Raw genomic sequence first — 24037 nt, forward strand, 5'->3', positions numbered from 1 at the left:
GTCCTCCCTTGATGGATGTAAAATTATATAGGTTAAATATGTAATTTTAGGGGGGATAAGATATTGAACAAATATGAAACAGGGCGCTATGGAGCAGAAATTGCAAAATTGGAATTTAAGCGTTATGGTTTTGGTATTTGTACATCTCAATTGAATGATAAAGGTTTAGGGTTTAGAGTGAAAAAAGATGGTATGGAATATGAAATTAAAGTAAGTACACGTAATAATTTAGAATATGTATTTTTTCAAAAAGAGAAAATGCCAATAAGAGATAATATATTTGTTATGCTTGTTTTACTTAAAGAAGAAGGGAGGAAATCAAATTCGTACCTTATCCCTTCGACAGTATGGAGGAATCCAAATGGTGTTTTCAAAAACGCTAATTATGATGAAAGAGGACTAAAAACTAAGCCAGAATGGGGGATAAATATTTCCGAAAGGAATTTATCGGAAATTGAACAGTACCGTTTTAATAAAATTATATTGACTATGTTGTAATAAAGAAAACAATACATGTATACAAATACGAGAAATGGTTATGATGACATTTTATTGGACAGCGAGTACAAATATATGATGAGAAAGGAAAACCCATGAGATCATAAAATCTCGTTGGTTTAAGCACTATATTTGTTAATACGTGCAAAATTGTTATACTATCGCTATCAGTTATTACTACTTAATCAACTGAATCATACTTATAAACTTAAAAAATTTACTAGCTTAAAGCACTTGATTGTCTATTATAGGCAATAAGTGCTTTTTTATATTTTACGGTTAATGGTGTCGCAAATACTATAATTAATAAGTGCAATAAGTGTTAAATTTCTTATAAATAAGGAGCGTAAAAGTGATAGAAGGGATGGTTATATGCTAGAAGTAGAAGTGACAATTGACAAGTTTGTTACGGAGTATAAAGATATTCCATATTCAGTATTTTTACATTTGTATATGATTGTATCGCAGCAGTATAAGGTAAGGAAAAAGACATATACATGTTCATATGGACATGAAATATACATACAGAAATGTAATGGTGCATATATGTATCTGTATTATAAAAATCTTAGAGAAACTGAAGGATACTTGCATACTCTAAGGATAGAGACAAGGCCAGAGTATTATGCACATTTTCAAGAAGTATTAGGGATGATAGTGGGTAAGGCAAGTCGAATAGAATTTGTAAGTTGTGACGTAGCGTATGATATACAAAAAGTACTAGAGGATATAGTTGTGATACCGACAGATGCGCGAAGGAAAATGAGTCACTATGAGACAACACGCTATTTTGGTAAACCCGAACAACGAAAGCAAAATGGATACTGTCGAATTTATGATAAGAATCTAGAGTTGAAACAAAATCAAGGTGTTCATATAACATATGATTTAAGCAGAATAGAGATTGTATATAAAATTAGTGAGAAAATTCTATTGAACGATATTGTAAAATATCCACCGACGCAGAATGAACATTATTTTGCAGCAGTGGTAATGGATTGGGAAGCTTTAAAAAAGAAACAAATGGAAAGGATAATAAACCTAAGAGATGGGAAGGAGATGTATACACAGTATGTGAGAAGAGAAATAAAAAAGAACCTTACCAACCAGTATCGAGTGGACTTCGACGAGTTGGCAAGGATAAATTGGGAAAAGTTAATACAAGAGCCGTGTTCAATTATACTTGGGGTAGCATAATGAATGTGTTCCTACATTAATGAAATTTAAATAGATTTTAATGATTATGTATAGTGTACGATTTTACTAGAGGAAAAACGACTATAAAATAAGATATCGTGCGGATTTTAGATTAGTTTGTATGGGGTGAACTGGATTAATGACTAAGAAAGAGCATATCGAAAGTGATATGCTCCTTTTTAATGGTGGTTAATTAACTTATACTTATAATAACTTGTATGCAATAAATACAATTAGTAATATATTAATTGTACCAAGGCAGGTAGCTATTTTGTTTTTTGAGAGCCATTTACCTACTTTAGGGAAAAGTTTTGGGAATAAATAGTTTGTTAGCATAAAAATAAATGTTATTACGGGTAAGTATGTCATCATGATAAATTCCTCCTTTTAAGCATAAGCGTCGAGACTTTTATATTTGTGCATTATATTTATTTATCTCTCTCTTTTTAAGTCCTAATGCTCATTTTTTATATTTTTTGAGTTTGATAAGATTATTATTTAAATTTTTACTAGAATCATAACTGGTTAGTGGTCGGAGCAAGTTTTATAAAAGAAAATTATTAAAACGTATTAACTTTTTATGAATAAGTGTTATACTATTTCCACTAATTGGAATATCTAACTTGAAATAACTTATAAGCCTTAGTTCCCTTGTATTAGGAGAAGTAAGGCTTTTTCTGTACATATAACTATTTTTAGGAGGAATAAATATGGCAAGGATAAAGAAATTAAGTGCTGTTGAATAGGTAAAGCATGAATTACAAGAGGTACTAGAAGACAATGATTACAAAAAAATCGCCCAATTCAAATTTATAGAATTTAATGTAACAGAAGAACAATTTGAAAAGGACTTTGATTATGTGCTAGATATTGCAGAGCGCTGAGGAATTGAATTACTTGAATATATAATAATCATAAAAATTAGAATTAGAAGAAGAGTTTCTAAAGAAACGCTTGGCATTAAGAAAACAAATAACAAAGATTAGGGAATTAGACCAGGAGATAAAAGCGGTGGGGCAAATAGCTTCCACTTATTTTTAAAAACGATACTCCATGTATTACGGTTTGGGGGAGAAAGATGGAAAAGCAAGTGTGTGGAGCTATGACTCGCAAAGGAACGCCATGCCAAAAAGCAGGGATAATTAAGAATGGACGTTGTCGTCTACATGGAGGCAAAAGCACAGGACCAAAGGATAAAACAAAGCATAGTGCAAGTTTACGGGGGAATAAGAACGCTCTTAAGACAGGCGAACATGAAAGTATTTACTATGACACACTATTAGAAGATGAAAAGTTACTTTATGGCAATATGTCTACTGATTGTATGGAAAGTGTAATAGAGCGAATTAAGTTAATAGCATTCCGTACTAGACGTATTATGCAACGTTATCAAGAGGAATTACTAAAAGATAAACCAAACGATAAAAGAATAAAGCAATTAGAAGATGCATTAACCCGTATTGATGGTAGGTTTATTGAATTAATGAGGGAAAAGAGGGAATTAATGAAAGACAAGCCACATGAAGAAGATGGTTCATTAGACCAACTGTGCAATATACTTAATGATTTACGTGAACAGCGTGAGAAATAATTGAACGGCCCGTGAGGGTATTTATTTGGTTTGTACAGATGTTTTAAATTGTTCGAGTGTAAAACTATTGATTTGTTTTTAAAACACGATGCAAGTTGAATATAAACGTTATTCTTTAAAACACGTCTAGTTAGTCGTGTTTTTTATTTTTAAAAAAATTTTCAATTTTACTTAAAAAAATGAGATCTAATACTATAGGTAATTAAAAAGAGAGGAGAATGATTAAATGAAATTTACTGTAATTGATATTCAACAAATTGAAGGCGATAAGAAGGTAAAAAGATTTTTTGAAAAGAGTGGTGAAGACTTAAAAGGATTGTCTAAATTAAATCTTAATCCATGTGTAGTTACTAAAAATACATTTAAGTATTTAGGGGAAATGAATAAAAAGCAACGAAATCATCTTCTTTATGAGTTGCAATGTGTAGTTGAGTATATAAACCTTACGGAAGGAGAATTGCAATCATTTCAAAAATGGAAGTAGGCTTGTTAAAGGATTTTTATAATTTATTGTTTGTTATGTAAGAACTAAAAAGGAGAGATGACAGAATGAAAAAAGAAAAACCTTATTTTGACCCTTACGTTTTTCAAAAAGTACTAGAGGATGTTTGGCTTCCACCATATTCTAATCAAGTATTGAAACCGTGGAATGTATCAGCAAAGCAGAAATTTCTATTTTGTGGATTTGAAAAAAAGGCAAAAAGGTATCTAGAGGAAGAACAGAAATTAATTAGAAATATTGTGAATGAGGAGATGAATCATTATCTTTCTTGTGTAGAGAATTATATAAGGCCGAGTGAAGAGGACAGAAAAAGGTGGTTTGAGAAACTTAGAAGGGATCTTGAATTACCACCTAATTATAAATTTGAATGAGCCATTATGGCTCTTTTTTATAACTGGATTTAAAGTGATTTATAAAAAATCGGATTTTTAATATTGAAAACTTTAGCAATAAGCCTATAGTTCAATGGTTTAACTATTTATTTAATATAAAGTATTGTAATTCTTTATATTAAATCGTAAACTAAACTACAAATAAATGGTATTTTTTAGGAGGTAGTATATGAAAGTAGTTGGATATGTACGAGTAAGTTCGGAATCACAAATTGAGAACACATCAATTGTTGAGCAAGAAGAACGAATACAAGCATATTGCAAGGCTCGAGGATGGGAACTAATAAAGATATTTAGAGATGAAGGTTTAAGTGGTAAACAAACTGAAAAGCGTCCCGGTTACAATGAAATGATTGAATACGCAAAAAGAACAACTGAAAATATAAAAGCAGTTTTGGTACTGAAGTCAGATAGAATTCATCGCATGTTGAAGAACTTGCTTGTCATGATACAAGATGAGTTGAAACCTTTGGATATATCCTTTATTAGTGTTACAGAGATGTTTGATACAAGTTCACCACAAGGCATGATGTTCTTACAAATGATTGGTAGCTTTGCTGAATTTGAGAGAGAATTAATTTACCAACGTACAAAGGGGGGACGTATTAGCACAGCTAAAAACAATAAGTTTGCGGGTGGGGAATTACCTTATGGATATGAAATTATAGATGAGGGAGTCATAAAACATAAAACACAAGCATCGATTATAAAACGTATCTATCAAGATTACTTAGAAGGGCATTCGATGTATAAAATTGCAAAGAAACTAAATAATGAAGGAATAAGTCCTAAAAGAAGTACTAAATGGACGTCACAAGGTATTAAGAACGTACTTTTAAATCAAGTGTATAAGGGAATTAAAATATATGACGGTAAAATTGAAAAAAACGGAATTGTACAAAAGGGAGTATTCCCTAGAATTGTTAGTTCTCAGCTTTGGAACTCGGTGAATGCGATTATAAAAAGAGGGGGACATATACAGGGAATAAGGAATGAGAACATTAAAGGGGTACGCTTATATGAGACTAAAGTGTCTAAGTGGTCATGACTTTGTAGATAAGTTTGATAAATTTATTGAAGCGCCTAAATTTGATAGATTATTTATAAAAAGGTGGTTTATTGAAAATGAAAATGGTTCAGGAGTTTATGTAATATTTAATAAGCAATTTGAGCCATTATATGTTGGCTGCTCTAAGGATTTAAAAACAAGATTGCCATCACATTTACATAAGGGTAAACGAAAATTAGAAGGATATTTTGATGAAGTGCTTTTTATAGGAATAAAATATACGCAAGGTGATCCAACAGTATTAGAGCGTAAATATATAAAAAAGTTTGAACCGCTTTTAAATGAGTATAGATACCTTTCTAGTCATTAAAAAACAATAAATGTTAATATATAGATTTATTTATTTCTGGGTTGAAAAAGGACCTTATTTAGATATGTATAATTCCGGAAACAAATAAAAAGTTTATGAAATAACTTAAAAAATAAGGTGCTTTTCTTATACATACTACTAGAGGATAAATAAAGCTAAAAATTTATATGTTTTTTAATAAAGCACAGTAAGGATGGGAGATTTATGGAGAATAGTCAGTATGTAACAGAGTTAAAAAAGAATGAAGCAATTAAAATAATGGCACACCTTATCAGAAAATATATGGAGGAATTAAAGAAAGAAGGACAGGATTAAGTGTTAAGGGAAGGGAAAAAAATGAATAAGAAGGTTAAGGCAGGAATTTATATAAGGGTATCAACAGAGGAGCAAAAACAAGGTCATTCATTAGAAGCACAAGAAAGTATGTTAAAGGAATTTGCAGATAAAAAGGGTTATGAAATATATGATGTATATAATGACGGTGGATACTCAGGAAAGAACTTTAATAGACCTGAAATTCAAAGATTATTAAGGGATTTAAAGGACGATAAAATTGATGTGATTTTAGTATGGAAGGTTGATCGCTTATCTCGTAACAATACCGATGTTATGTCACTAATAGATACTGAATTAACACCAAGGAAGAAGAGTTTAATTATTACTTCCATTGATATGGATTCATCTTCACCGACAGGACATATGTTTATATCGTTACTTAGTACATTTGCGCGGTATGAAAGGGCAACTATTATAGACCGTGTAAAAGCAGGAATGCAAAAGAGAGCTGAAAAAGGCTACTGGAACGGTGGTTCAATTTTAGGGTATGATTCAGTAGATAAAAAGTTAATTATTAATGAGAATGAGAGTAAAATTGTTAGAGAAATATTTCAACTTAGGGCAGAGGGAAAGGGATATAAATTTATAGTTAATATCTTGAATGACAAGGGGATTAAAACTAAGACAGGTAAAAACTTCAGTATTCCAGCAATTAAATTAATTGTTAATAATTATATATATAGTGGTAAGATGGTATGGAAAAAACATCAAGACTGGAGTACAAGGAGAAGAGCAGGAAAGGCAGATCCTATAATTGTAGAAGGTATACATGATGCTATCATAGACGAGGGATTATGGGAAAGGGTACAAAAAGTTAATGAACTCCAAAAGAACTCATTTTCTTCTAATAGAAATTTTAATGGAAACTTTCTTTTAACTGGAATACTAAAATGCCCTAAATGCGGGGCAGGTACTGTCATGAGTAAAACAAAGAAGAGAAATAGTGATGATTACTATCTATATTACATGTGTCAAGCGTATCATAATAAGGGATCAAGTGTATGTAGTGCAAATTTACTAGAAAAAGCCCAAGTTGAACAACAAGTATTAAATGTAATATCACTTTTAGTGAATGAAAATGATATTATAAATGCATTAATAGATGAATTGAATAGTGATAATAATAATGCTAATGGGATACATATAGTAAATATAAAAATGTTTAAAAAACAACTTGGCAAAGCATATGATAAACGTAAAAAATTGGATAATGATTACTTTGAGGGTAATATAGAAAGTAGTACTTATAATCGTTTAATGAATGAACTACAGCTAGAAATTAATAAATTAAAAAGAAATATTAGAGAATCTGAGAGGGAAATTATAAAAAATGACTCTATAATAAACAAAGAAGAAGTAATACATGTTCTTACAAATTTTAATAAGCTTTTTAAGATAGTAAATGATGAAGAAAAAAAGTTACTTATAAGGTCTTTAATTAGAGAAGTTCAAATGGAAGCAAATCGGAAGGATATAAAAGAAATAACCTTCTGGTTTTTGCCTGATAGTATTTTACCATCTAATAAGGTGCGCAGAACCGTATCATAAGTAATGTATTCTATATAAAACACTGATATTATCATATTTATTTTATTATGCCTATAACTGGAGGCTATGTGAATGGTAAGTGATCAGACGAGATATTCTAGGCTCGCGAATATAACAAAAATAATAAATACGAAATTAGAACTACGTGACGTATTGCAGCGTGTGACAATGGCGATATCAGAGGAGATTGTTAGGTGCGATGCTGTTGGAATTTATTTACCCCAGGAAGATGGAACATTTAGAGGGTTTGCAGGAAAACCAGAGACTATAAATGGTGTAACGCTCGATACTCAAGTAATTGATCCTGAAATAGACTTACTGGCAAAAGAAGTTATTGAAACGAAAAGAACCATCTATATTCCTGATACCTCAAAGGATCATCGACCAGATCCGAGACCGGTTAATGCATTCAAAATTAAGTCCTTATTAGCTCTGCCTATCTCATTTGGGCAAGAGTTATTTGGTCTGGTTTTTTTATTTGATTATGGAATTCCGATGAACTTAACAGATTCAGAAATTCAAAGTGTTGAAGCTTATGTAAATATGGCTGCGGTTGCAATTCAAAACGCAAATAATTTAAAACAAAAGGAAAACCTTATTGCTGAGAAACAACTGTTACTAAATGTTACACGTGATTTATCGATGTGTTCCTCGATACAGGAGAGTTTTGATAAATGCTTTTTTTACCTAGAACAGATTTTAGAGAGTAAAAATATGACTGCTCATCTTCTAGATCCGCTAGATAAAACAACAATTAAAACAACGAAATTAAGTAAGGACTGTCATTGGACAGAAGCGGATTGGACAGAGAAAAGCTATGAAGACAAGATCCAAGAGGTTATTCAAACAAAAAATATAGATAGTAAGGGTCTATTGATGATTCCATTGGTTTCAATGGGAGAAGTATTAGGGGTAATCGTCGTTGGCAAAGAAGGAAAAGCTCACAATTATGATGATTCCCAACTTCAACTAGCAAAATCTATCGTTGATGCCACAGCCCCTACGTTTTCGAATTTGTTGTATATGGATCAACTAGAGAGCATAGTGGAAGAGCGAACGAGAGAGTTAGCTGCTGCTAATGAAAAAGTTACAAGTGTGATTGAATGTATTACGGATGGATTTTTTATTTTAAATAATAAATGGGAATTTACGTACGTAAATAAGTACCAATATTTTCCGCAAAGAAAAACAGCAAAAGATGTATTAGGAAAGAATATATGGAATGTTTTCCCGAGTGAAATTGACACAGTTATGTATAAGGAATTTCATCGTGCGATGTCAGAGCGAACTACAGTTCATTTCGAATTTCTTTCTACTGCAGATGAATATTGGCACGAAGTTATTGCATACCCATATGATGATGGTATTTGTTGTATTTTTAAAAACATAACGGAAAAAAAGAAATATGAACAGGAATTGAAAAGATTATCCAATATAGATTTAATAGGGCAAATGGCAGCAGGTATCAGCCATGAAATTAGAAATCCAATGACAACAGTACTGGGATTTTTACAGTTATTAAAAGAAGAGAATACCTATGAGAAACATAATAAGTACTTTTATTTAATGATTGAAGAACTTAACCGTGCCAATTCTATTATTACTGAATTTCTCTCAATGGGTAATACAAGGAAATTGGATTTGCAGATGTTAGATTTAAATTCAATTATCCGCGATATTATTCCTTTAATAAAGATTGATACGTACAATCAAAATAAATATATTCAAGTCGATACAAATGACATTCCAGAATTACTTTTAAATCGTAATGAGATACGGCAATTATTAATGAATCTATATCGTAATGGCTTAGAAGCGATGAATACAGGGAAAGTTCTAACCATTAGCACTTACAAGGAAGGTCAAAATTGTGTGGTGCTTGCAGTGCGGGATCAAGGAAAAGGTATCAGGCCTGAAGTATTAGAGAAACTGGGTACGCCGTTTTACACGACCAAAGATAATGGAACTGGATTGGGGTTAGGTGTATGTTATGCCATCGCTGCCCGCCATAATGCAAAAATAGAAATTCAAACAGGATCGGAAGGCACTACCTTTTTTGTTAAATTTAATTATGAAAATAATAAAAAATAACCTTATTTAGAATAGTTACGATGAACCGTATCATAAATAAATTTATTCTTTGTATATAAAAGGATAAAAAGACCATTGGACAAAAATTACCGATGGTCTTTTAAATATTATTAGATGGTATGTAGATTTCCTAAAATAAGTATGTTTCTATTTCCATAAAAATATGCTGTAATATGAAGAGGAAAAAGTATAAGTAGTTAGAGAAGTGAGGAATTAAAGGTGAAGAAGTTTAAGAAGTTTTACTTGGAGATTACGAGTGTATGTAATCTTGCGTGTAGCTTTTGTCCGCCGACGGAAAGGCAGAAGCAATTCATTTCTGTGGAGGATTTTGCTAAAAGATTAGACCAAATTAAACCTCACACAGACTACATTTATTTGCACGTGAAGGGTGAGCCGTTGCTCCATCCGAAAATAGATCAACTATTAGACTTAAGTCATGAAAAAGGGTTTAAAGTTAATATTACAACGAACGGAACGTTAATTAATAAGAGAAGACATAGGCTGTTAAATAAGCCTGCGTTAAGACAAATGAATTTTTCACTGCATAGTTTTGATGGACATCCAGGTTCGCAAGATAAAGAGGGCTATGTAAGGAGTATACTTTCCTTCATTAGGGAAGCGACAAGTCAATCAGATTTAATTGTATCGTTAAGGTTATGGAATTTAACTCAGGATAATAAAACAAATGCTGAAATCCAGAAAAATAGAGAGTTATTATCTATAATTGAAAATGAATTTGATCTATCTTATCAAATTGAAGAGAAGCTTACACCAGGAAAAGGTATAAAAATTGCAGAACGTGTCTTTATTAATCAAGACTATGAATTCCAGTGGCCAGCATTACATGAGGAAGAGGATGATGGGAAAGGATTCTGCCATGGACTTCGTAATCAAGCGGGTATTTTAGCGAATGGAACAGTTATTCCTTGTTGTTTAGATGGTGAAGGGATTATTAACCTTGGGAATATTAATAATGATTCATTTTCTAACATTATTGAAGGTGAAAGAGCAACAAACATTGTCGATGGATTTTCGAAAAGAGTTGCGGTTGAAGAACTTTGCAGGAAATGTGGATATCGCAAACGGTTTGGGAAGTAAATATGAAATAAGCCCTCATTAAAGCGAGGGCTTATTTTTTTATTCTTGATAAGAATGCTCTAATTCATCAATTAATGAACCAACGTAAGAAACAGCTTTACGGATTGCATCTGGTTTTGACATATCTACTCCGGCATGTTTCATTAGTTCAAGTGGTTTCATTGTACCACCAGCACGAAGCACATCTAACCAGCGATCAATAGCAGGTTGTCTTTCCTCTTTAATCATTTGAGCTACTGCAGTGGATGCAGTGAGGCCTGCGGAATATGTATAAGAATATAGACCCATATAATAATGAGGTTGACGCATCCAAGTTAAGCCTGCACCTTCATCGATTTCTACAGAATCTCCCCAGAATGTCGATAGGACATTCGTTTTGATTTCAGTTAAAGTTGTAGCTGTAAGGGCCTGTCCTTCTTCTGCTAGAGCATATACTCTACGTTGATATTCACCCTCAAGTAAGTGAGTAACAAAGTTGTGATAATATGTGCCAAGTAGTTGCAGAATAACCCATCTGCGCATTCTCTTATCGTCAGTAGTCGCTAGTAAATGCTGAGCTAATAGTAATTCATTCATAGTTGATGGTGCTTCAACAAAGTACATAGATGGGCGTACGTTCATAATACGTTGATTTTTATTTGCTAAATAAAAATGACCAGCATGTCCAAATTCATGTGCTAATGTAAAGCATCCGCGCATCGTATTTTGCCATGTAATTAAAATATAGGGATGAGAGCCGTATGGACTTGAGCAAAATGCTCCTGTTGATTTACCTACGTTATCTGCAAGATCTACCCATCTTTCTTTGAATCCTTTTTCGATTATGGAACTATATTCATCGCCTAATATTTTTAAAGAATCTTGAATGAGCGTGCCTGCGTCTTCATAAGTAATCGACGGATTAAATTCGGGATCTAAAGGTGCATGTAAGTCACAGAAAAGCATTTGATCGAGTCCTAATACTTTCCTTTTTAAATCTGCAAAACGGCGCATATGAGGTGCTAGTTCTTTATAAATAATATCAAGTTGGTTGTTATACATTTCAAGTGGAACCTTTTGTGGTTCTAATAGCATATGGGTAACGGATTCATATTTACGTAAACGAGAAAGTGTTACTTGTTTTTTTACTTCAGTAGCATATGTTGTGGCAATTGTATTTTTATATCGTTTTAGTGTGGAAACAAATGATGAATATGCTTTTCGACGTATATATGTGCTTGGAGAAAATTCATATTTGCTTTCAACTAATGAGAATGAAACAGGAAGTTCGTTTCCTTGTTCGTCTTGTATAGAAGTGAAATCCATATCGGCCAATTTAGTCATGCCGTAAATTTTGTATGGAGAACTATGAACTTCGCCAAGTGCAGCAAGTGCTTCTTCTGTTTCAGGAGAGAGTGTGTGCTGTCTTTTTTGTAGTATTTCTAGTAACGATTTACGGAAAGGTTCGAGTTTTGTTTCTTCAGTTAAATATTTTTCAATTGTTCCTTCGTCGAATGAGAGGATTTCATTATGAATAAAGGATAGTGCAGTATGTACTTTCGTCCATAAAGCAGAAATTTTGGAAGAGTTCGCTTGAATACTTGGATTTGTACGATCAGTAGATTCTTTTAAATTTGCATATGAGTATAGTTTTGTTAACGTCATTAAAAGCTCTTCTTCTAAAAGTAGGCAATTTAATAAAGTGTGGGAGCTAGTATGTAAATGCCCTTTAAATGAATCAAGTTTCTGTATATCATTTTCCAATGCGTTTAATGCAGCATGCCATTCGGCATCAGAATTATACAAATCGGATAAATCCCATGTTAGTTCAGCAGGTACCTCTGCGCGATTAAGGCGATTTTCCATTACATTTTTCAAGTCGTATCTCCTCCTTATTAAGACTATCTAAACACATGATACTAGAAAATTCAGTTAAATTAAAATATTTTATATTTTTATATACAAAAAAGAAGGACAAGCATGAAAATGCTTGTCCTTCGAGTTAATTTAAGAATTAATATACTTTGTCACCATTGAAAATCGAGTTTTTCACGACAACATAATCTACAGTACGAATAGCGTCTAATTTTGTTCCGCCAGCGTAAGAGATAGAAGATTGAAGATCTTGTTCCATTTCGATTAACGTATCTTCTAAAGAACCTTTATGCTCAACGAACATTTTCTTACCTTCAACGTTTTTCTTCTCACCCTTTTGGAATTCAGAAGCAGAACCGAAGTATTCTTTATAAAGTTTGCCATCTCTTTCAATTGTTTCCCCTGGAGACTCTTCGTGACCAGCGAATAGAGAACCGATCATGACCATAGTTGCCCCAAATCGAATAGATTTAGCTACGTCGCCGTGTGTACGAATACCACCATCAGCGATAATTGGCTTACTTGCAGCTTTTGCACACCAGCGAAGTGCAGCTAGCTGCCAACCACCAGTTCCGAAGCCTGTTTTAATTTTAGTAATACAAACTTTACCAGGTCCAATACCAACTTTTGTTGCATCGGCACCAGCATTTTCTAATTCTCTTACCGCTTCTGGAGTTCCAACGTTTCCAGCGATAACGAAGCTCTCTGGTAAATGTTTTTTAATATGTTGAATCATGTTGATCACAGCATTAGAATGACCGTGTGCGATATCAATCGTGATATATTCAGGTGTAAGTTGCTCAGCAGCTAATTGTTGTACGAATTCATATTCGTCCTCTTTTACACCAACGCTGATAGAAGCGATTAATCCACGTGATTGCATATCTCTAATGAATGAGATTCGTTTCTCTGGTTGGAAACGATGCATGATATAAAAGTAGTTGTTCTCAGCTAAATAAGTTGCAATTCTTTCATCAATAATCGTTTGCATATTTGCAGGCACGACAGGTAATTTAAATTTATGTTTTCCTAAAGTGACAGTTGTATCACATTCAGAGCGGCTATTTACAATACATTTTGCAGGAATTAATTGAATATCTTCATAGTCAAATACGTTTTCCATCATTTACACCCCTAAAATACGAATATTTTATTTTTATTAATCAAAAATGTTCGTCCATAGGATAATTTACATTATTTTTATTAAGAAGTCAAAGGATTTCTTAACATTTTTTAAAAAAGTAGATTTTACATCTGAAAAAAAACGTTAAAAACGAATTTAAAACGTTTTTTTGTTTTTATTGTTCGTTTATGGGAAGGGTTGAAAAATTAAGATAATTATACAGGGGTGTATGTATTCTTTTTATTTTTTTGAGTGGATGTAGGATACTATAAAAAGATGAATCTGGCATGATTCACCTTTTATGTGAGGTTTCAAGTATAATAAGTAGGGTGATAGTAACGTATACAAAAGATAAAAAAGAAAATAATACAGAATAAAATGAGGTTAATATATGAGTGAAAAAAGTTTTTCTGATTATAAATTAAGTAAGGAAATTGTAAGGGCACTTACTGGGTTAGGGTATGATCATCCAACGGAAGTACAAGGTGAGGTTATTCCAGTTGCATTACAAAAGAAGGATCTTGTTGTGAAATCCCAGACTGGAAGTGGAAAAACAGCTTCATTTGGTATTCCACTTTGTGAAATGGTGGAGTGGGAAGAGAATAAACCACAAGCATTAGTTTTAACACCAACGAGAGAGCTTGCGGTACAGGTAAAAGAAGATATTACAAATATAGGTCGATTCAAAAGGATTAAGGCTGCGGCAGTTTATGGGAAATCTCCATTTGCACGTCAAAAATTAGAATTAAAGCAAAAGACACATATTGTAGTTGGGACTCCTGGTCGTGTGTTGGATCATATTGAGAAGGGTACCCTTTCTTTAGAGTGTTTGAAGTATTTAGTTATTGATGAAGCAGATGAGATGCTAAATATGGGCTTTATCGATCAAGTAGAGGCAATTATTGATGAATTACCTACAAAAAGAATGACAATGTTATTTTCAGCAACACTTCCAGAAGATGTTGAGAAATTGTCTCGTACATATATGAATTCACCAACTCATATTGAAATTAAAGCGGCTGGGATTACGACGGATAAAATTGAACATACTCTTTTTGAGGTGATAGAAGACGAGAAGCTTTCACTACTTAAAGATGTAACAACGATTGAGAATCCTGATAGCTGTATTATTTTCTGCCGTACACAAGAAAATGTAGATCATGTATATAGACAATTAAAACGAGCTAACTATCCTTGTGACAAAATACATGGTGGTATGGTACAAGAAGATCGTTTTGAAGTCATGGATGATTTTAGAAAAGGAAAATTCCGTTATTTAGTAGCAACAGATGTAGCTGCGAGAGGAATTGATATTGATAATATTACACATGTTATTAATTATGATATTCCACTTGAAAAAGAAAGCTATGTACATCGTACTGGAAGAACGGGACGAGCTGGAAATAGTGGAAAAGCTATTACATTTATAACACCATATGAAAATAGATTTTTAGAAGAGATTGAGGAGTATATTGGATTTGAAATTCCAAAGGCAATTGGACCTTCAAAAGAAGAAGTTATGAAAGAGAAAGCTGCATTTGAAGAAAAGATACATGCTAAACCAATTATAAAGAAAGATAAAAATGCAGACATCAACAAAGGCATTATGAAGCTGTACTTTAATGGCGGGAAGAAAAAGAAAATTAGGGCGGTAGATTTCGTCGGTACAATTGCTAAAATTAAAGGTGTTACAGCAGAAGATATAGGCATTATTACGATACAGGATAATGTTTCTTACGTTGAAATATTAAATGGAAAAGGACCACTTGTCTTGAAAGTCATGAAGACTACAACGATTAAAGGGAAACAACTAAAAGTTCATGAAGCAATTAAGTAAATAAAAAACTATCCACTTTAATAGGTGGATAGTTTTTTATTTATGATTCTTTTAAATCATCCACTAGTTGCTCCGCTAAACGTCTATACATATTACTCATAGTCACGAAGGATGTTAGTAGTAGAAATTTTTCTAGCTTTGTATCTTCTAAGGAAGAAATCTCATTTACTTCTGTAACACGGTTATTTACGTCTTGTTTAAAGCTTTCGACATTGCTTTCAGTAAGAGCAAGATAATTTTTGTATAACGTATTTAATTCGAATGAATCATCATTTAATAAGGAGTCATTTATAGTTTCTAATGAACTTTTTATGTCGTTAATGGAGAGAGCTCCCTTTAATTGATAAATTAGGCTAATTAAAATCATATGCTCTTTTGAATACTTTTTATTTTTGATGGGGATGAATAGTTTTCCTTTTGCGTAATTATTAATCATCGTTTTGGTTAATACTTTTTCATCATCAGTTCTCGTTGTATCTGCATAAGTATTCTCAAATAGTTGAACAACTTGATCTACATATAAGTCAACATTTGGAATATCCTCAAGTTTAATGTTTTTTTCTAAATGCAATGTCTCAAGTAATTCATTTATATTTTCCACGTAGAATCCCTCACTTTTATAACTTAGTGGAACTTAATGTTTAATATATCTTTAAATATGGTATTACGAAACAAATGAATTGTAAATGTTGACCTTAAAAAGAAATGTGTATATAATTACATGTAGTTATTAAAACTACATGTAATTATATGAGGGGTGTTATTATGAATGCTTATGTAAGGGAACCAGTTAATGCATTTACTCACTTAGGTGGAGCGATATTATCATTTATTGCCTTATTAGCTATGCTTGTGAAAGTTTCTATCAAGATGCCATCATTTGCTGCAATTACAGCTGTTATTTTGTTTGGTATTGGAATGATGGTCCTTTATACGGCGTCAGCTGTGTATCATAGTGTTGTGGCCAATGAACGTGTTATTTACTTCTTTAGGAAGCTAGATCATTCTATGATTTTTATATTAATTGCAGGTACATATGCACCCTTTTGCTTAATTACATTAAATTCAGCAAGTGGTTTACTATTATTTTGTTTAGTCTATGCAACTGCGATTTGTGGCATTGTATTTAAAATGTTTTGGTTTAATTGTCCAAGATGGTTATCGACAGCAATTTATATTACGATGGGTTGGTTAATTGTGTTATTCTTTGCACCGTTAGCTGAGAATTTAAGTACAGGAGGCATTATTTTCTTAGTACTTGGGGGCATTTTTTATACAATTGGTGGATTTATTTATGGAACAAAGCCAAAATGGTTAGAGTTTAAATATATGGGGCATCATGAAATTTTTCATGTTTTTGTATTATTAGGTAGTCTTGCGCATTTTCTAAGTGTATATTGTTATGTAATTTAATAAAAAAACGCTACATAATAAAAATTATGTGGCGTTTTTTTATTAACTGATTAGAATCGTATATGTTATAAAATTATTATGGGATAAAATGTAAGTTTCTGTGTTCGCATGTTAAACATAGGATAAGAAATATGTGATATACTTTGAGAAGTTTATAATGAATGAAATATGGAGGACTATAATTATGGCAATACTTGTAACAGGTGGAGCAGGATATATTGGTAGTCATACATGTGTAGAATTACTAAATAGCGGTTACGAAGTTATAGTAGTGGATAACCTTTCGAATAGCTCGGTAGAATCTATAAATCGAGTGAAAGAAATAACAGGAAAACAATTTAAGTTTTATAAAGAAGATGTTTTAAATCGCGAAGCGCTTGACGCAATTTTTGAAGAAAATGCAATTGAAGCAGTTATTCACTTTGCAGGATTTAAAGCTGTAGGGGAGTCAGTAGCGATTCCATTAACATATTATCATAACAACATTACAAGCACGTTAGTGCTATGTGAAGTAATGCAGAAACATAATGTAAAGAAGATAATCTTTAGTTCATCTGCAACTGTATATGGTATCCCGGAAACGTCACCGATTACGGAGGAGTTTCCATTAAGTGCAACAAATCCATATGGTCAAACGAAATTAATGATTGAGCAAATTATGCGTGATGTAGCATTTGCAGATGCAGAATGGAGTATCGCGTTACTTCGCTATTTCAATCCATTTGGTGCACACGAAAGTGGGCGTATCGGAGAAGATCCAAATGGAATCCCAAATAACTTAATGCCATATGTAACGCAAGTAGCGGTAGGTAAGTTAAAAGAATTAAGCGTATTCGGAAATGACTATCCAACGAAAGATGGAACAGGAGTCCGTGATTACATCCATGTTGTGGACTTAGCAAATGGTCACGTAAAGGCGCTTGAGAAAGTACTGAGTACAACGGGAGTAGATGCTTATAACCTGGGCACAGGTATGGGCTATAGTGTACTAGAGATGGTTGAAGCGTTTGAAAAAGTTTCGGGTAAGAAAGTTCCTTATAAAATTACAGAGCGTCGCCCAGGTGATGTGGCAGTATGTTTTGCTGATGCATCGAAAGCAAAGCGTGAATTAGGCTGGGAGGCAACACGCGGATTAGAAGAAATGTGTGCAGATTCTTGGAAATGGCAATCAAATAATAAAAATGGCTATTTAGAAGTTTAATGATGAATATAAAAAAATGACCTTTGCATAAAAGCAAGAGGTCATTTTTTATTAATTTTATTAGCGAACCTAGAAAAGAACGTTCGCTGTTTTAAATGATGTGATTTTACAATATCTTATGCTAGAAGGTAGTAGAATGAGATAGAGGAATGTATTATTTTATTAATTTTTTATAGAAATTGAAAGCGTATTATTGAAAAGTATTCCAACACTTGTATCATTGCTAGAGTCCGTTTATAATCAAGGAATCCTAGTTCATGTTTTAATAGGATTATTTATTATTGAAAGCGTTTTAAGTTCGCTCCTTTTTGAGGTAGGAGGTCTGACTTATTTGGATGAAAAATTATGTATGTAGTTTTAAATGGGAAGAAAAATAATATAAGTATCACTTTATAGTGTGGGGAGGTTAAAAGTGTGAAAGGTAAAGATTTTCACACGAATATATATGGGTTATGTAGGATTATTACTTTCAGGGGCAGCTTTATTTTTAAATAGTCTTGTTATATTAGGGAAAGCAGAGATGAAAAGTGCGGGTGTTTTTAATTTATTTGTGGGTGCACTACAAATTATTATTCCGTTTTATTTGATCATGATTTCTGACCAAAGCAATTGGACAGTGTATTCATATGCGGCTACTTTCTTATTTGGATTAACTTATTTATATGTAGGTGTTACTTTTATAAAAGGAATGGATAGTAGTGGTCTAGGATGGTTTTGTATTTGGGTAGCAATTATAGCCTTATTCTATATGGTTGTTTCATTTGTTCAATTCCATGATGTTGTTAATGCGTTAACGTGGTTTATGTGGGCATTACTTTGGTATTTATTCTTTGTATTAAATACACAAAAGAAGAACATTAATCAATATCTTGGAAGGATTGCCTTCGTACAATCATGGGTAACATTGACTTTACCTTCACTCTTTTATTTTATGGGAGTGTGGGGAGAGGGATTTGTATATGAACTATGGGTTTATGTATCAGTAATTTCTATTTTGTACTTCTGTTATTGTATTTATAAATATCGAGTACGTTAATATATTTTCTGTAGAAAAGCATGGAATCGTTAAACGAATTCCATGCTTTTTATATGTTGGCACTTATAATAGAGAGGTAGTATTTTACAATTTGCTAAAATGGGGATGATGAAGTTGAAAAAAGTATTGGTGCTAGGGGGAACAAGATTTTTTGGTAAACATTTAGTAGAAGCACTTTTGCAAGAGGGGCACGATGTAACGATTGCGACGAGGGGAGTTACTGAAGATTCTTTTGGTAGCGCAGTAAAAAGAATAATTATTGATAGAGAAGATGGAAAGCTACTAGAAAAGCGTCTAGAAGGAAAAAGTTATGATATTGTATACGATAATTTATGCTATAGCTCGAATGCAGCGAAGATAATATGTGAAGTGTTACGAGGGAAAACGAAGAAATATGTTATGACATCTTCAATGGCCGTCTATGAACCTGCCCTAAGCTTATCAGAAGAAGACTTTAATCCGTACGATTATGCAATCGCGTATGGAGATAGGAATGACTTCAATTATGGTGAAGGAAAGAGATTAGCTGAAGCCGTTGTATTTCAACAAGCAACATTCCCAGTTGTTGCAGTTCGTTTTCCAGTTGTTATTGGAGAAAACGATTATACGAAAAGGTTACAATTTTACGTTGAATGTATTGTGAACCAAAAACCTATCGTTGTGGATCATGTAGATGGAACTTTGTCATTTATACATGAAAAAGAGGCAGGAGAGTTTCTAGCTTGGTGCGGAATGGAAAATGTGAAAGGGCCAATTAACGCCTGTAGTAACGGGGTAGTTTCTACGGAAGAAATTATTCATTTCATAGAAGAGAAGACAGGAATAAAAGCACTCATTCAGAAAGCTGGGGAAAATATAGCTCCTTATAATGAGGTAACTAACTGTACATTACATAATGGAAAGGCTCGTGAATTCGGATTTTTGTTCCGAGAGCTGAAACTAGAAATGAAAAATGTTTTAAAACATTATATAAATACAATGAAGTAATCATAAATCCCCCGGTGGCAATCCGGGGGATTCTGGAGGATTTCGACAATACTGATTTTACATTACCAAATTTACCTTATACGTACGACTAATGTTTTTGTGATTGAATTGCTTGTAAATACTTCTCGTTTACTTGGTCCCAGTTTACTGTATGCCACCAGTTGGTAACAAACTCTGGGCGCCTATTTTGATACTTTAAATAATAAGCATGTTCCCATACATCAATTACGAGTAAGGGGATTTTCCCTTCTTGCAAAGGCGTATCTTGATTTGGTGTACTCATAACAGAGAGTTCCTCACCGTCAAGAACAAGCCATCCATAGCCACTTCCAAAACGACTAATAGCTGCTTTGGAAAGTTGATCTTTTAAGTTGTCAAAGGTATTGAAATAATAATCAATTACTTTTGCAACGTCTCCATTAGGCTCACCGCCACCTCGTGGGCTCATCACTTCCCAAAAAAGACTATGACAATAGTGACCACCACCGTTATTTCGTACAGCTGTAACAATTTCCTTCGGTAAAGCATCTAAATTACATAGCAATTCTTCTAAAGATTTATTATGTAATTCAGTATAATTTTCTAAAGTAGCATTTAAATTGTTTACGTATGTTGCATGGTGCTTTCCATGATGAATGGAAAGTGTATTGCTATCAATATGTGGCTCTAGTTCATCATAGTCATATGAAAGCTTTGGCAATTGAAATGAAGACATAACATTACCTCCTTTCCACTTAAAAAGTTGGTCTAGGTAAAAATACTTTACATGAGTCAAAAATACACCCATTTTCCATATAAGTCAATAGTAAGTCCATTAATTTTCTGAAAAATATTACAATAAAAGTAACACTCTCACTTTCATTTGTGACTCCTATCCTTTTTGCTTATACTGTAAAGTAGCAGGGTTTTGTTGAAATAGAAGGAGATTGTTTATGAGTAAAACGAAACAATTAATAGAGGAAGCAAGTAATTTTATTACGATTTGTTATAAGGAGCTTCATAAAGAACAATTGATAGAAGAACGTATAAAAGAAATTCAAATTGAGATAGAAAAGACAGGGACATATGAGCATACATTTGAAGAACTTGTTCATGGTTCACGAATGGCATGGCGTAACAGTAATAGATGTATTGGAAGACTATTTTGGAGTAAGATGCACATATTAGATGCGCGCGAAGTAAATGATGAAGAGGGTGTATATAATGCATTAATTCATCATATTAAATATGCAACGAACGACGGGAAAGTTAAACCAACCATTACGATTTTTAAGCAATATCAAGGTGAGGAAAATAATATAAGAATTTATAATCACCAATTGATTCGATATGCAGGATATAAAACAGAAACGGGAGTGATTGGTGATTCTCATTCCGCTACATTTACGGACTTTTGTCAGGGGCTTGGTTGGCAAGGAGAAGGTACGAATTTCGATGTATTGCCACTTGTGTTCTCTATAAACGGGAAGGCGCCTACATATAAAGAAATTCCGAGAGAAGAAGTAAAAGAAGTGCCAATTGAACACCCAGAATACCCTATTTCATCACTTGGAGTAAAATGGTATGGTGTTCCAATGATTTCAGATATGCGTTTAGAAATTGGTGGTATTTCTTATACAGCCGCTCCGTTCAATGGATGGTATATGGGAACAGAAATTGGGGCGCGTAACTTAGCAGATCATGATCGTTATAATTTACTTCCGGCTGTTGCGGAGATGATGGATTTAGATACATCGAGAAACGGTACCTTATGGAAAGATAAGGCGCTAATTGAGTTGAATATTGCCGTACTACACTCCTTTAAAAAACAAGGAGTTAGTATTGTTGATCACCATACTGCTGCACAACAATTTCAGCAATTTGAGAAGCAAGAAGCTGCTTGTGGTCGTGTTGTAACAGGTAATTGGGTATGGCTTATTCCGCCATTATCTCCAGCTACCACTCACATTTATCATAAACCGTATCCGAATGAAATTTTGAAGCCAAATTTCTTTCATAAATAATATTTAGTGTAGGTTTTTTCTGTGAAATATAATTTTTTTTAATTACTGTTATGTAGCAAATGGAAGCCTTTACTCTCGGTTATTTTTGGAAGAGGCTTTTTGAACCAAGGAGTACCTTATGTTATAATCAAATTTCTGTTTCGAAGACCTTATAGAAATATAAGGTCTTTTGTTTTGCTTTTTTATGTAAGAGGAAGAGGATTTTTCTTTTTAATAAGGGATTTGGCATATTTTTAGGGACAACATAAGTATGTGGGAAGTCGATAAAATGTTATGCATATATAATTATTATGTTTTGGGTTTAAACAATAAAACATAATAAAGTTGTTTTTTTTGATTGCTGAGGAAGGAGGAAGTATAAATGAGGATGAAGAGTCGAAAAACTGATTGGCCTGTATTTATTATTAGTGGTGGTTCACTTTTATTATTTGTAATTGCAGTTTTTTTGAACAAGGATTATGTAGAGAGTGCGATTAATAAAAGTTTCGCTTTTTCAATTAAATATTTCGGTGCCTTCTGGCAAGTTTTATTATTAGGTACATTTATTGTTGCGATGTGTATGGCTTTCTCCAAATATGGGAGAGTTAAGCTTGGGGGATTAGAAAAACCTGAGATTAGTACGGCAAAATGGCTTGCTATTATTATGTCTACATTACTTGCTGGAGGTGGCGTTTTTTGGGCAGCAGCAGAGCCAATGTATCATTTGATGACGGTGCCACCAATACATGATGGTATATCTGCTGGAACGAAAGAAGCAGTCATGCCTGCTTTAGCACAAAGTTATATGCATTGGGGATTTTTAGCATGGACGATTTTAGGTACAATTAGTGCGGTAGTTATGATGTATGGACATTATCATAAAGATATGCCGCTAAAACCTCGAACACTTTTATATCCTATTTTTGGGGAAAAATTAAGAAAGAGCCTGCTTGGAACGATAATTGATGCAGCTGCAATTATTGCAGTAGCTGCAGGTACAATTGGCCCAATTGGATTTTTAGGTTTACAAGCAAGTTATGGATTACAAGAATTATTTGGAGTTTCTGATGTGTTTACTACTCAATTAGCAATTATTGTTTGTGTGGTGGCCGTGTCTACCATATCGGCAGTAACAGGTATTGATAAAGGGATTCAAATTATAAGTAATTTAAATGTTAGATTAGCAATTGTGTTAATGGCATTCATATTACTATTTGGGCCAGGTGGATTTATTATTGATTCGTTTGTTTCTTCGTTTGGATTTTATGTAAATGAGTTTATACCGATGAGCACATACCGTGGTGATACAAGTTGGTTAGGATCTTGGACAATCTTTTTCTGGGGATGGTTTATTGGATACGGACCAATGATGGCAATTTTAGTGAGTCGAATTTCAAGAGGGAGAACGATTCGAGAAATCATCGTTGCAATTGGAATTATCGCACCTATTATTACAACATTTTGGTTTACTATATTAGGTGGATCAGGCGTGTTTTATGAGTTGATGAATCCTGGGTCTATCTCGGACGCATTAAGTGAATCTGGTATGCCGGCAGCTATGATTGCAATTACAGGGCAATTGCCACTTTCTAATATTATTGGACCAGCATTTCTTTTATTAACAATTTTATTTGTAGTGACAACAGGAGATTCAATGGCGTATTCCATTTCAATGGCAGTGACTGGAGACGGAGATCCTAGAATTAGTTTGCGAATTTTTTGGTCGCTTATTATGGGCGCAGTTGCAGCAATTCTTTTATATATGGGTGAAGGAAGTATTAATGCGCTACAATCGTTTATCGTGGTGACGGCAGTTCCGGTATCAATTTTGTTATTCCCAATGCTATGGTTAGCGCCTAAAGTTGCGGGAGAATTAGCATTAAAACAAGGTATTGTAAAAGAAGAAGATAAAACTGCATTCTTATTTCAGAAGGCTAGTAAATCAAAATAAATAAAAACGTAAAAGAGGAAG

Annotated in this window: 21 protein-coding genes; 17 read left to right on the forward strand and 4 right to left on the reverse strand. The window is 33.1% G+C overall.

Going from position 1 to position 24037, the window contains the following annotated elements:
• Positions 1–63 precede the first annotated feature (63 nt).
• The 10 genes from HMAS_RS20785 (at position 64) to HMAS_RS20830 (ending at position 10632) form a co-directional block, all read left to right on the forward strand.
• The gene (locus HMAS_RS20785; RefSeq protein WP_049114158.1) at positions 64–498 is read left to right on the forward strand and encodes a hypothetical protein; all 435 of its coding nucleotides are present in this window, start codon (positions 64–66) and stop codon (positions 496–498) included.
• 372 nt (positions 499–870) lie between these two features.
• Positions 871–1695: a replication initiation protein gene (locus HMAS_RS20790; protein ID WP_116345000.1), complete on the forward strand. Its 825-nt coding sequence runs from the start codon at positions 871–873 to the stop codon at positions 1693–1695.
• A gap of 1078 nt (positions 1696–2773) precedes the next feature.
• Positions 2774–3286, forward strand: a complete 513-nt coding sequence (locus HMAS_RS20795; RefSeq protein WP_116345001.1) for an HGGxSTG domain-containing protein — start codon at positions 2774–2776, stop codon at positions 3284–3286.
• Positions 3287–3512: 226 nt separating this feature from the next.
• Positions 3513–3770, forward strand: coding sequence for a hypothetical protein (locus HMAS_RS20800; RefSeq protein WP_116345002.1), 258 nt, complete (start codon positions 3513–3515; stop codon positions 3768–3770).
• Positions 3771–3835: 65 nt separating this feature from the next.
• Positions 3836–4159, forward strand: coding sequence for a hypothetical protein (locus HMAS_RS20805; protein ID WP_049114164.1), 324 nt, complete (start codon positions 3836–3838; stop codon positions 4157–4159).
• A gap of 190 nt (positions 4160–4349) precedes the next feature.
• Positions 4350–5228 (forward strand): recombinase family protein, encoded by an 879-nt coding sequence (locus HMAS_RS20810; RefSeq protein WP_116345003.1) that lies wholly within the window; start codon positions 4350–4352, stop codon positions 5226–5228.
• A complete protein-coding gene (locus tag HMAS_RS20815; RefSeq protein ID WP_049114169.1) occupies positions 5200–5559 on the forward strand; it encodes a GIY-YIG nuclease family protein in 360 nt (119 codons plus the stop codon). Before HMAS_RS20810 ends, HMAS_RS20815 begins: the two co-directional genes overlap by 29 nt.
• 336 nt (positions 5560–5895) lie before the next feature.
• Complete coding sequence (locus tag HMAS_RS20820) at positions 5896–7443, forward strand: recombinase family protein (protein WP_116345061.1); 1548 nt, start codon at positions 5896–5898, stop codon at positions 7441–7443.
• Between the two features lie 72 nt (positions 7444–7515).
• The gene (locus tag HMAS_RS20825; RefSeq protein ID WP_069604375.1) at positions 7516–9534 is read left to right on the forward strand and encodes a GAF domain-containing sensor histidine kinase; all 2019 of its coding nucleotides are present in this window, start codon (positions 7516–7518) and stop codon (positions 9532–9534) included.
• A gap of 219 nt (positions 9535–9753) precedes the next feature.
• A complete protein-coding gene (locus HMAS_RS20830; RefSeq protein WP_000713633.1) occupies positions 9754–10632 on the forward strand; it encodes a radical SAM/SPASM domain-containing protein in 879 nt (292 codons plus the stop codon).
• A 39-nt stretch (positions 10633–10671) separates the two neighbouring features.
• Here HMAS_RS20830 and pepF read toward each other — a convergent pair whose 3' ends face one another.
• Together pepF and guaC are read right to left on the reverse strand one after the other, a co-directional pair.
• Positions 10672–12489, reverse strand: a complete 1818-nt coding sequence (pepF, locus tag HMAS_RS20835) for an oligoendopeptidase F (protein ID WP_000800228.1) — start codon at positions 12487–12489, stop codon at positions 10672–10674.
• A 136-nt stretch (positions 12490–12625) separates the two neighbouring features.
• Positions 12626–13609: a GMP reductase gene (guaC, locus tag HMAS_RS20840; RefSeq protein WP_000432447.1), complete on the reverse strand. Its 984-nt coding sequence runs from the start codon at positions 13607–13609 to the stop codon at positions 12626–12628.
• Positions 13610–14000: 391 nt separating this feature from the next.
• Between guaC and HMAS_RS20845 the strand changes: the two genes are divergently transcribed.
• Entirely contained in the window at positions 14001–15446 is a 1446-nt protein-coding gene (locus HMAS_RS20845) for a DEAD/DEAH box helicase (RefSeq protein ID WP_001291575.1), read from the forward strand.
• A 40-nt stretch (positions 15447–15486) separates the two neighbouring features.
• Here the strand turns inward: HMAS_RS20845 and HMAS_RS20850 are convergent, their stop codons facing one another.
• A complete protein-coding gene (locus HMAS_RS20850) occupies positions 15487–16047 on the reverse strand; it encodes a DUF1836 domain-containing protein (protein ID WP_000427879.1) in 561 nt (186 codons plus the stop codon).
• Between the two features lie 164 nt (positions 16048–16211).
• Between HMAS_RS20850 and trhA the strand changes: the two genes are divergently transcribed.
• From trhA to HMAS_RS20875, 4 genes are all read left to right on the forward strand, one after another.
• A complete protein-coding gene (gene trhA, locus HMAS_RS20855) occupies positions 16212–16859 on the forward strand; it encodes a PAQR family membrane homeostasis protein TrhA (RefSeq protein ID WP_000995363.1) in 648 nt (215 codons plus the stop codon).
• Between the two features lie 184 nt (positions 16860–17043).
• Positions 17044–18060: a UDP-glucose 4-epimerase GalE gene (gene galE, locus HMAS_RS20860; RefSeq protein WP_000996540.1), complete on the forward strand. Its 1017-nt coding sequence runs from the start codon at positions 17044–17046 to the stop codon at positions 18058–18060.
• 445 nt (positions 18061–18505) lie between these two features.
• Positions 18506–19096: an AmiS/UreI family transporter gene (locus tag HMAS_RS20870; protein WP_000542569.1), complete on the forward strand. Its 591-nt coding sequence runs from the start codon at positions 18506–18508 to the stop codon at positions 19094–19096.
• Between the two features lie 99 nt (positions 19097–19195).
• On the forward strand, positions 19196–20083 hold the full coding sequence (locus HMAS_RS20875) for an NAD-dependent epimerase/dehydratase family protein (protein WP_002025132.1): 888 nt from the start codon (positions 19196–19198) through the stop codon (positions 20081–20083).
• A gap of 88 nt (positions 20084–20171) precedes the next feature.
• Here HMAS_RS20875 and sodA read toward each other — a convergent pair whose 3' ends face one another.
• Complete coding sequence (gene sodA, locus HMAS_RS20880; protein ID WP_000094037.1) at positions 20172–20798, reverse strand: superoxide dismutase [Mn]; 627 nt, start codon at positions 20796–20798, stop codon at positions 20172–20174.
• A 217-nt stretch (positions 20799–21015) separates the two neighbouring features.
• On the opposite strand from sodA, the gene HMAS_RS20890 reads away from it, so the two are divergent.
• A complete protein-coding gene (locus HMAS_RS20890) occupies positions 21016–22086 on the forward strand; it encodes a nitric oxide synthase oxygenase (protein WP_000047627.1) in 1071 nt (356 codons plus the stop codon).
• A 361-nt stretch (positions 22087–22447) separates the two neighbouring features.
• The gene (locus HMAS_RS20895) at positions 22448–24016 is read left to right on the forward strand and encodes a BCCT family transporter (RefSeq protein WP_001242445.1); all 1569 of its coding nucleotides are present in this window, start codon (positions 22448–22450) and stop codon (positions 24014–24016) included.
• Positions 24017–24037: the final 21 nt, after the last annotated feature.

Origin of the sequence: Bacillus sp. HMA207 (assembly GCF_003402455.1) — a bacterium.
In the GTDB taxonomy this organism is placed as follows: Bacteria; Bacillota; Bacilli; order Bacillales; family Bacillaceae_G; genus Bacillus_A; species Bacillus_A cereus.

What these genes read in the sequence shown, in the direction of transcription:
- HMAS_RS20790 (WP_116345000.1), top strand. Translation starts at nt 871, where the DNA reads ATGCTAGAAGTAGAAGTGACAATTGACAAGTTTGTTACGGAGTATAAA.
- HMAS_RS20795 (WP_116345001.1), top strand. Translation starts at nt 2,774, where the DNA reads ATGGAAAAGCAAGTGTGTGGAGCTATGACTCGCAAAGGAACGCCATGC.
- HMAS_RS20800 (WP_116345002.1), top strand. Translation starts at nt 3,513, where the DNA reads ATGAAATTTACTGTAATTGATATTCAACAAATTGAAGGCGATAAGAAG.
- HMAS_RS20805 (WP_049114164.1), top strand. Translation starts at nt 3,836, where the DNA reads ATGAAAAAAGAAAAACCTTATTTTGACCCTTACGTTTTTCAAAAAGTA.
- HMAS_RS20810 (WP_116345003.1), top strand. Translation starts at nt 4,350, where the DNA reads ATGAAAGTAGTTGGATATGTACGAGTAAGTTCGGAATCACAAATTGAG.
- HMAS_RS20815 (WP_049114169.1), top strand. Translation starts at nt 5,200, where the DNA reads ATGAGACTAAAGTGTCTAAGTGGTCATGACTTTGTAGATAAGTTTGAT.
- HMAS_RS20820 (WP_116345061.1), top strand. Translation starts at nt 5,896, where the DNA reads ATGAATAAGAAGGTTAAGGCAGGAATTTATATAAGGGTATCAACAGAG.
- HMAS_RS20825 (WP_069604375.1), top strand. Translation starts at nt 7,516, where the DNA reads ATGGTAAGTGATCAGACGAGATATTCTAGGCTCGCGAATATAACAAAA.
- guaC (WP_000432447.1), bottom strand. Translation starts at nt 13,609, where the DNA reads ATGGAAAACGTATTTGACTATGAAGATATTCAATTAATTCCTGCAAAA.
- HMAS_RS20845 (WP_001291575.1), top strand. Translation starts at nt 14,001, where the DNA reads ATGAGTGAAAAAAGTTTTTCTGATTATAAATTAAGTAAGGAAATTGTA.
- trhA (WP_000995363.1), top strand. Translation starts at nt 16,212, where the DNA reads ATGAATGCTTATGTAAGGGAACCAGTTAATGCATTTACTCACTTAGGT.
- galE (WP_000996540.1), top strand. Translation starts at nt 17,044, where the DNA reads ATGGCAATACTTGTAACAGGTGGAGCAGGATATATTGGTAGTCATACA.
- HMAS_RS20870 (WP_000542569.1), top strand. Translation starts at nt 18,506, where the DNA reads ATGGGTTATGTAGGATTATTACTTTCAGGGGCAGCTTTATTTTTAAAT.
- HMAS_RS20875 (WP_002025132.1), top strand. Translation starts at nt 19,196, where the DNA reads ATGGGGATGATGAAGTTGAAAAAAGTATTGGTGCTAGGGGGAACAAGA.
- sodA (WP_000094037.1), bottom strand. Translation starts at nt 20,798, where the DNA reads ATGTCTTCATTTCAATTGCCAAAGCTTTCATATGACTATGATGAACTA.
- HMAS_RS20890 (WP_000047627.1), top strand. Translation starts at nt 21,016, where the DNA reads ATGAGTAAAACGAAACAATTAATAGAGGAAGCAAGTAATTTTATTACG.
- HMAS_RS20895 (WP_001242445.1), top strand. Translation starts at nt 22,448, where the DNA reads ATGAGGATGAAGAGTCGAAAAACTGATTGGCCTGTATTTATTATTAGT.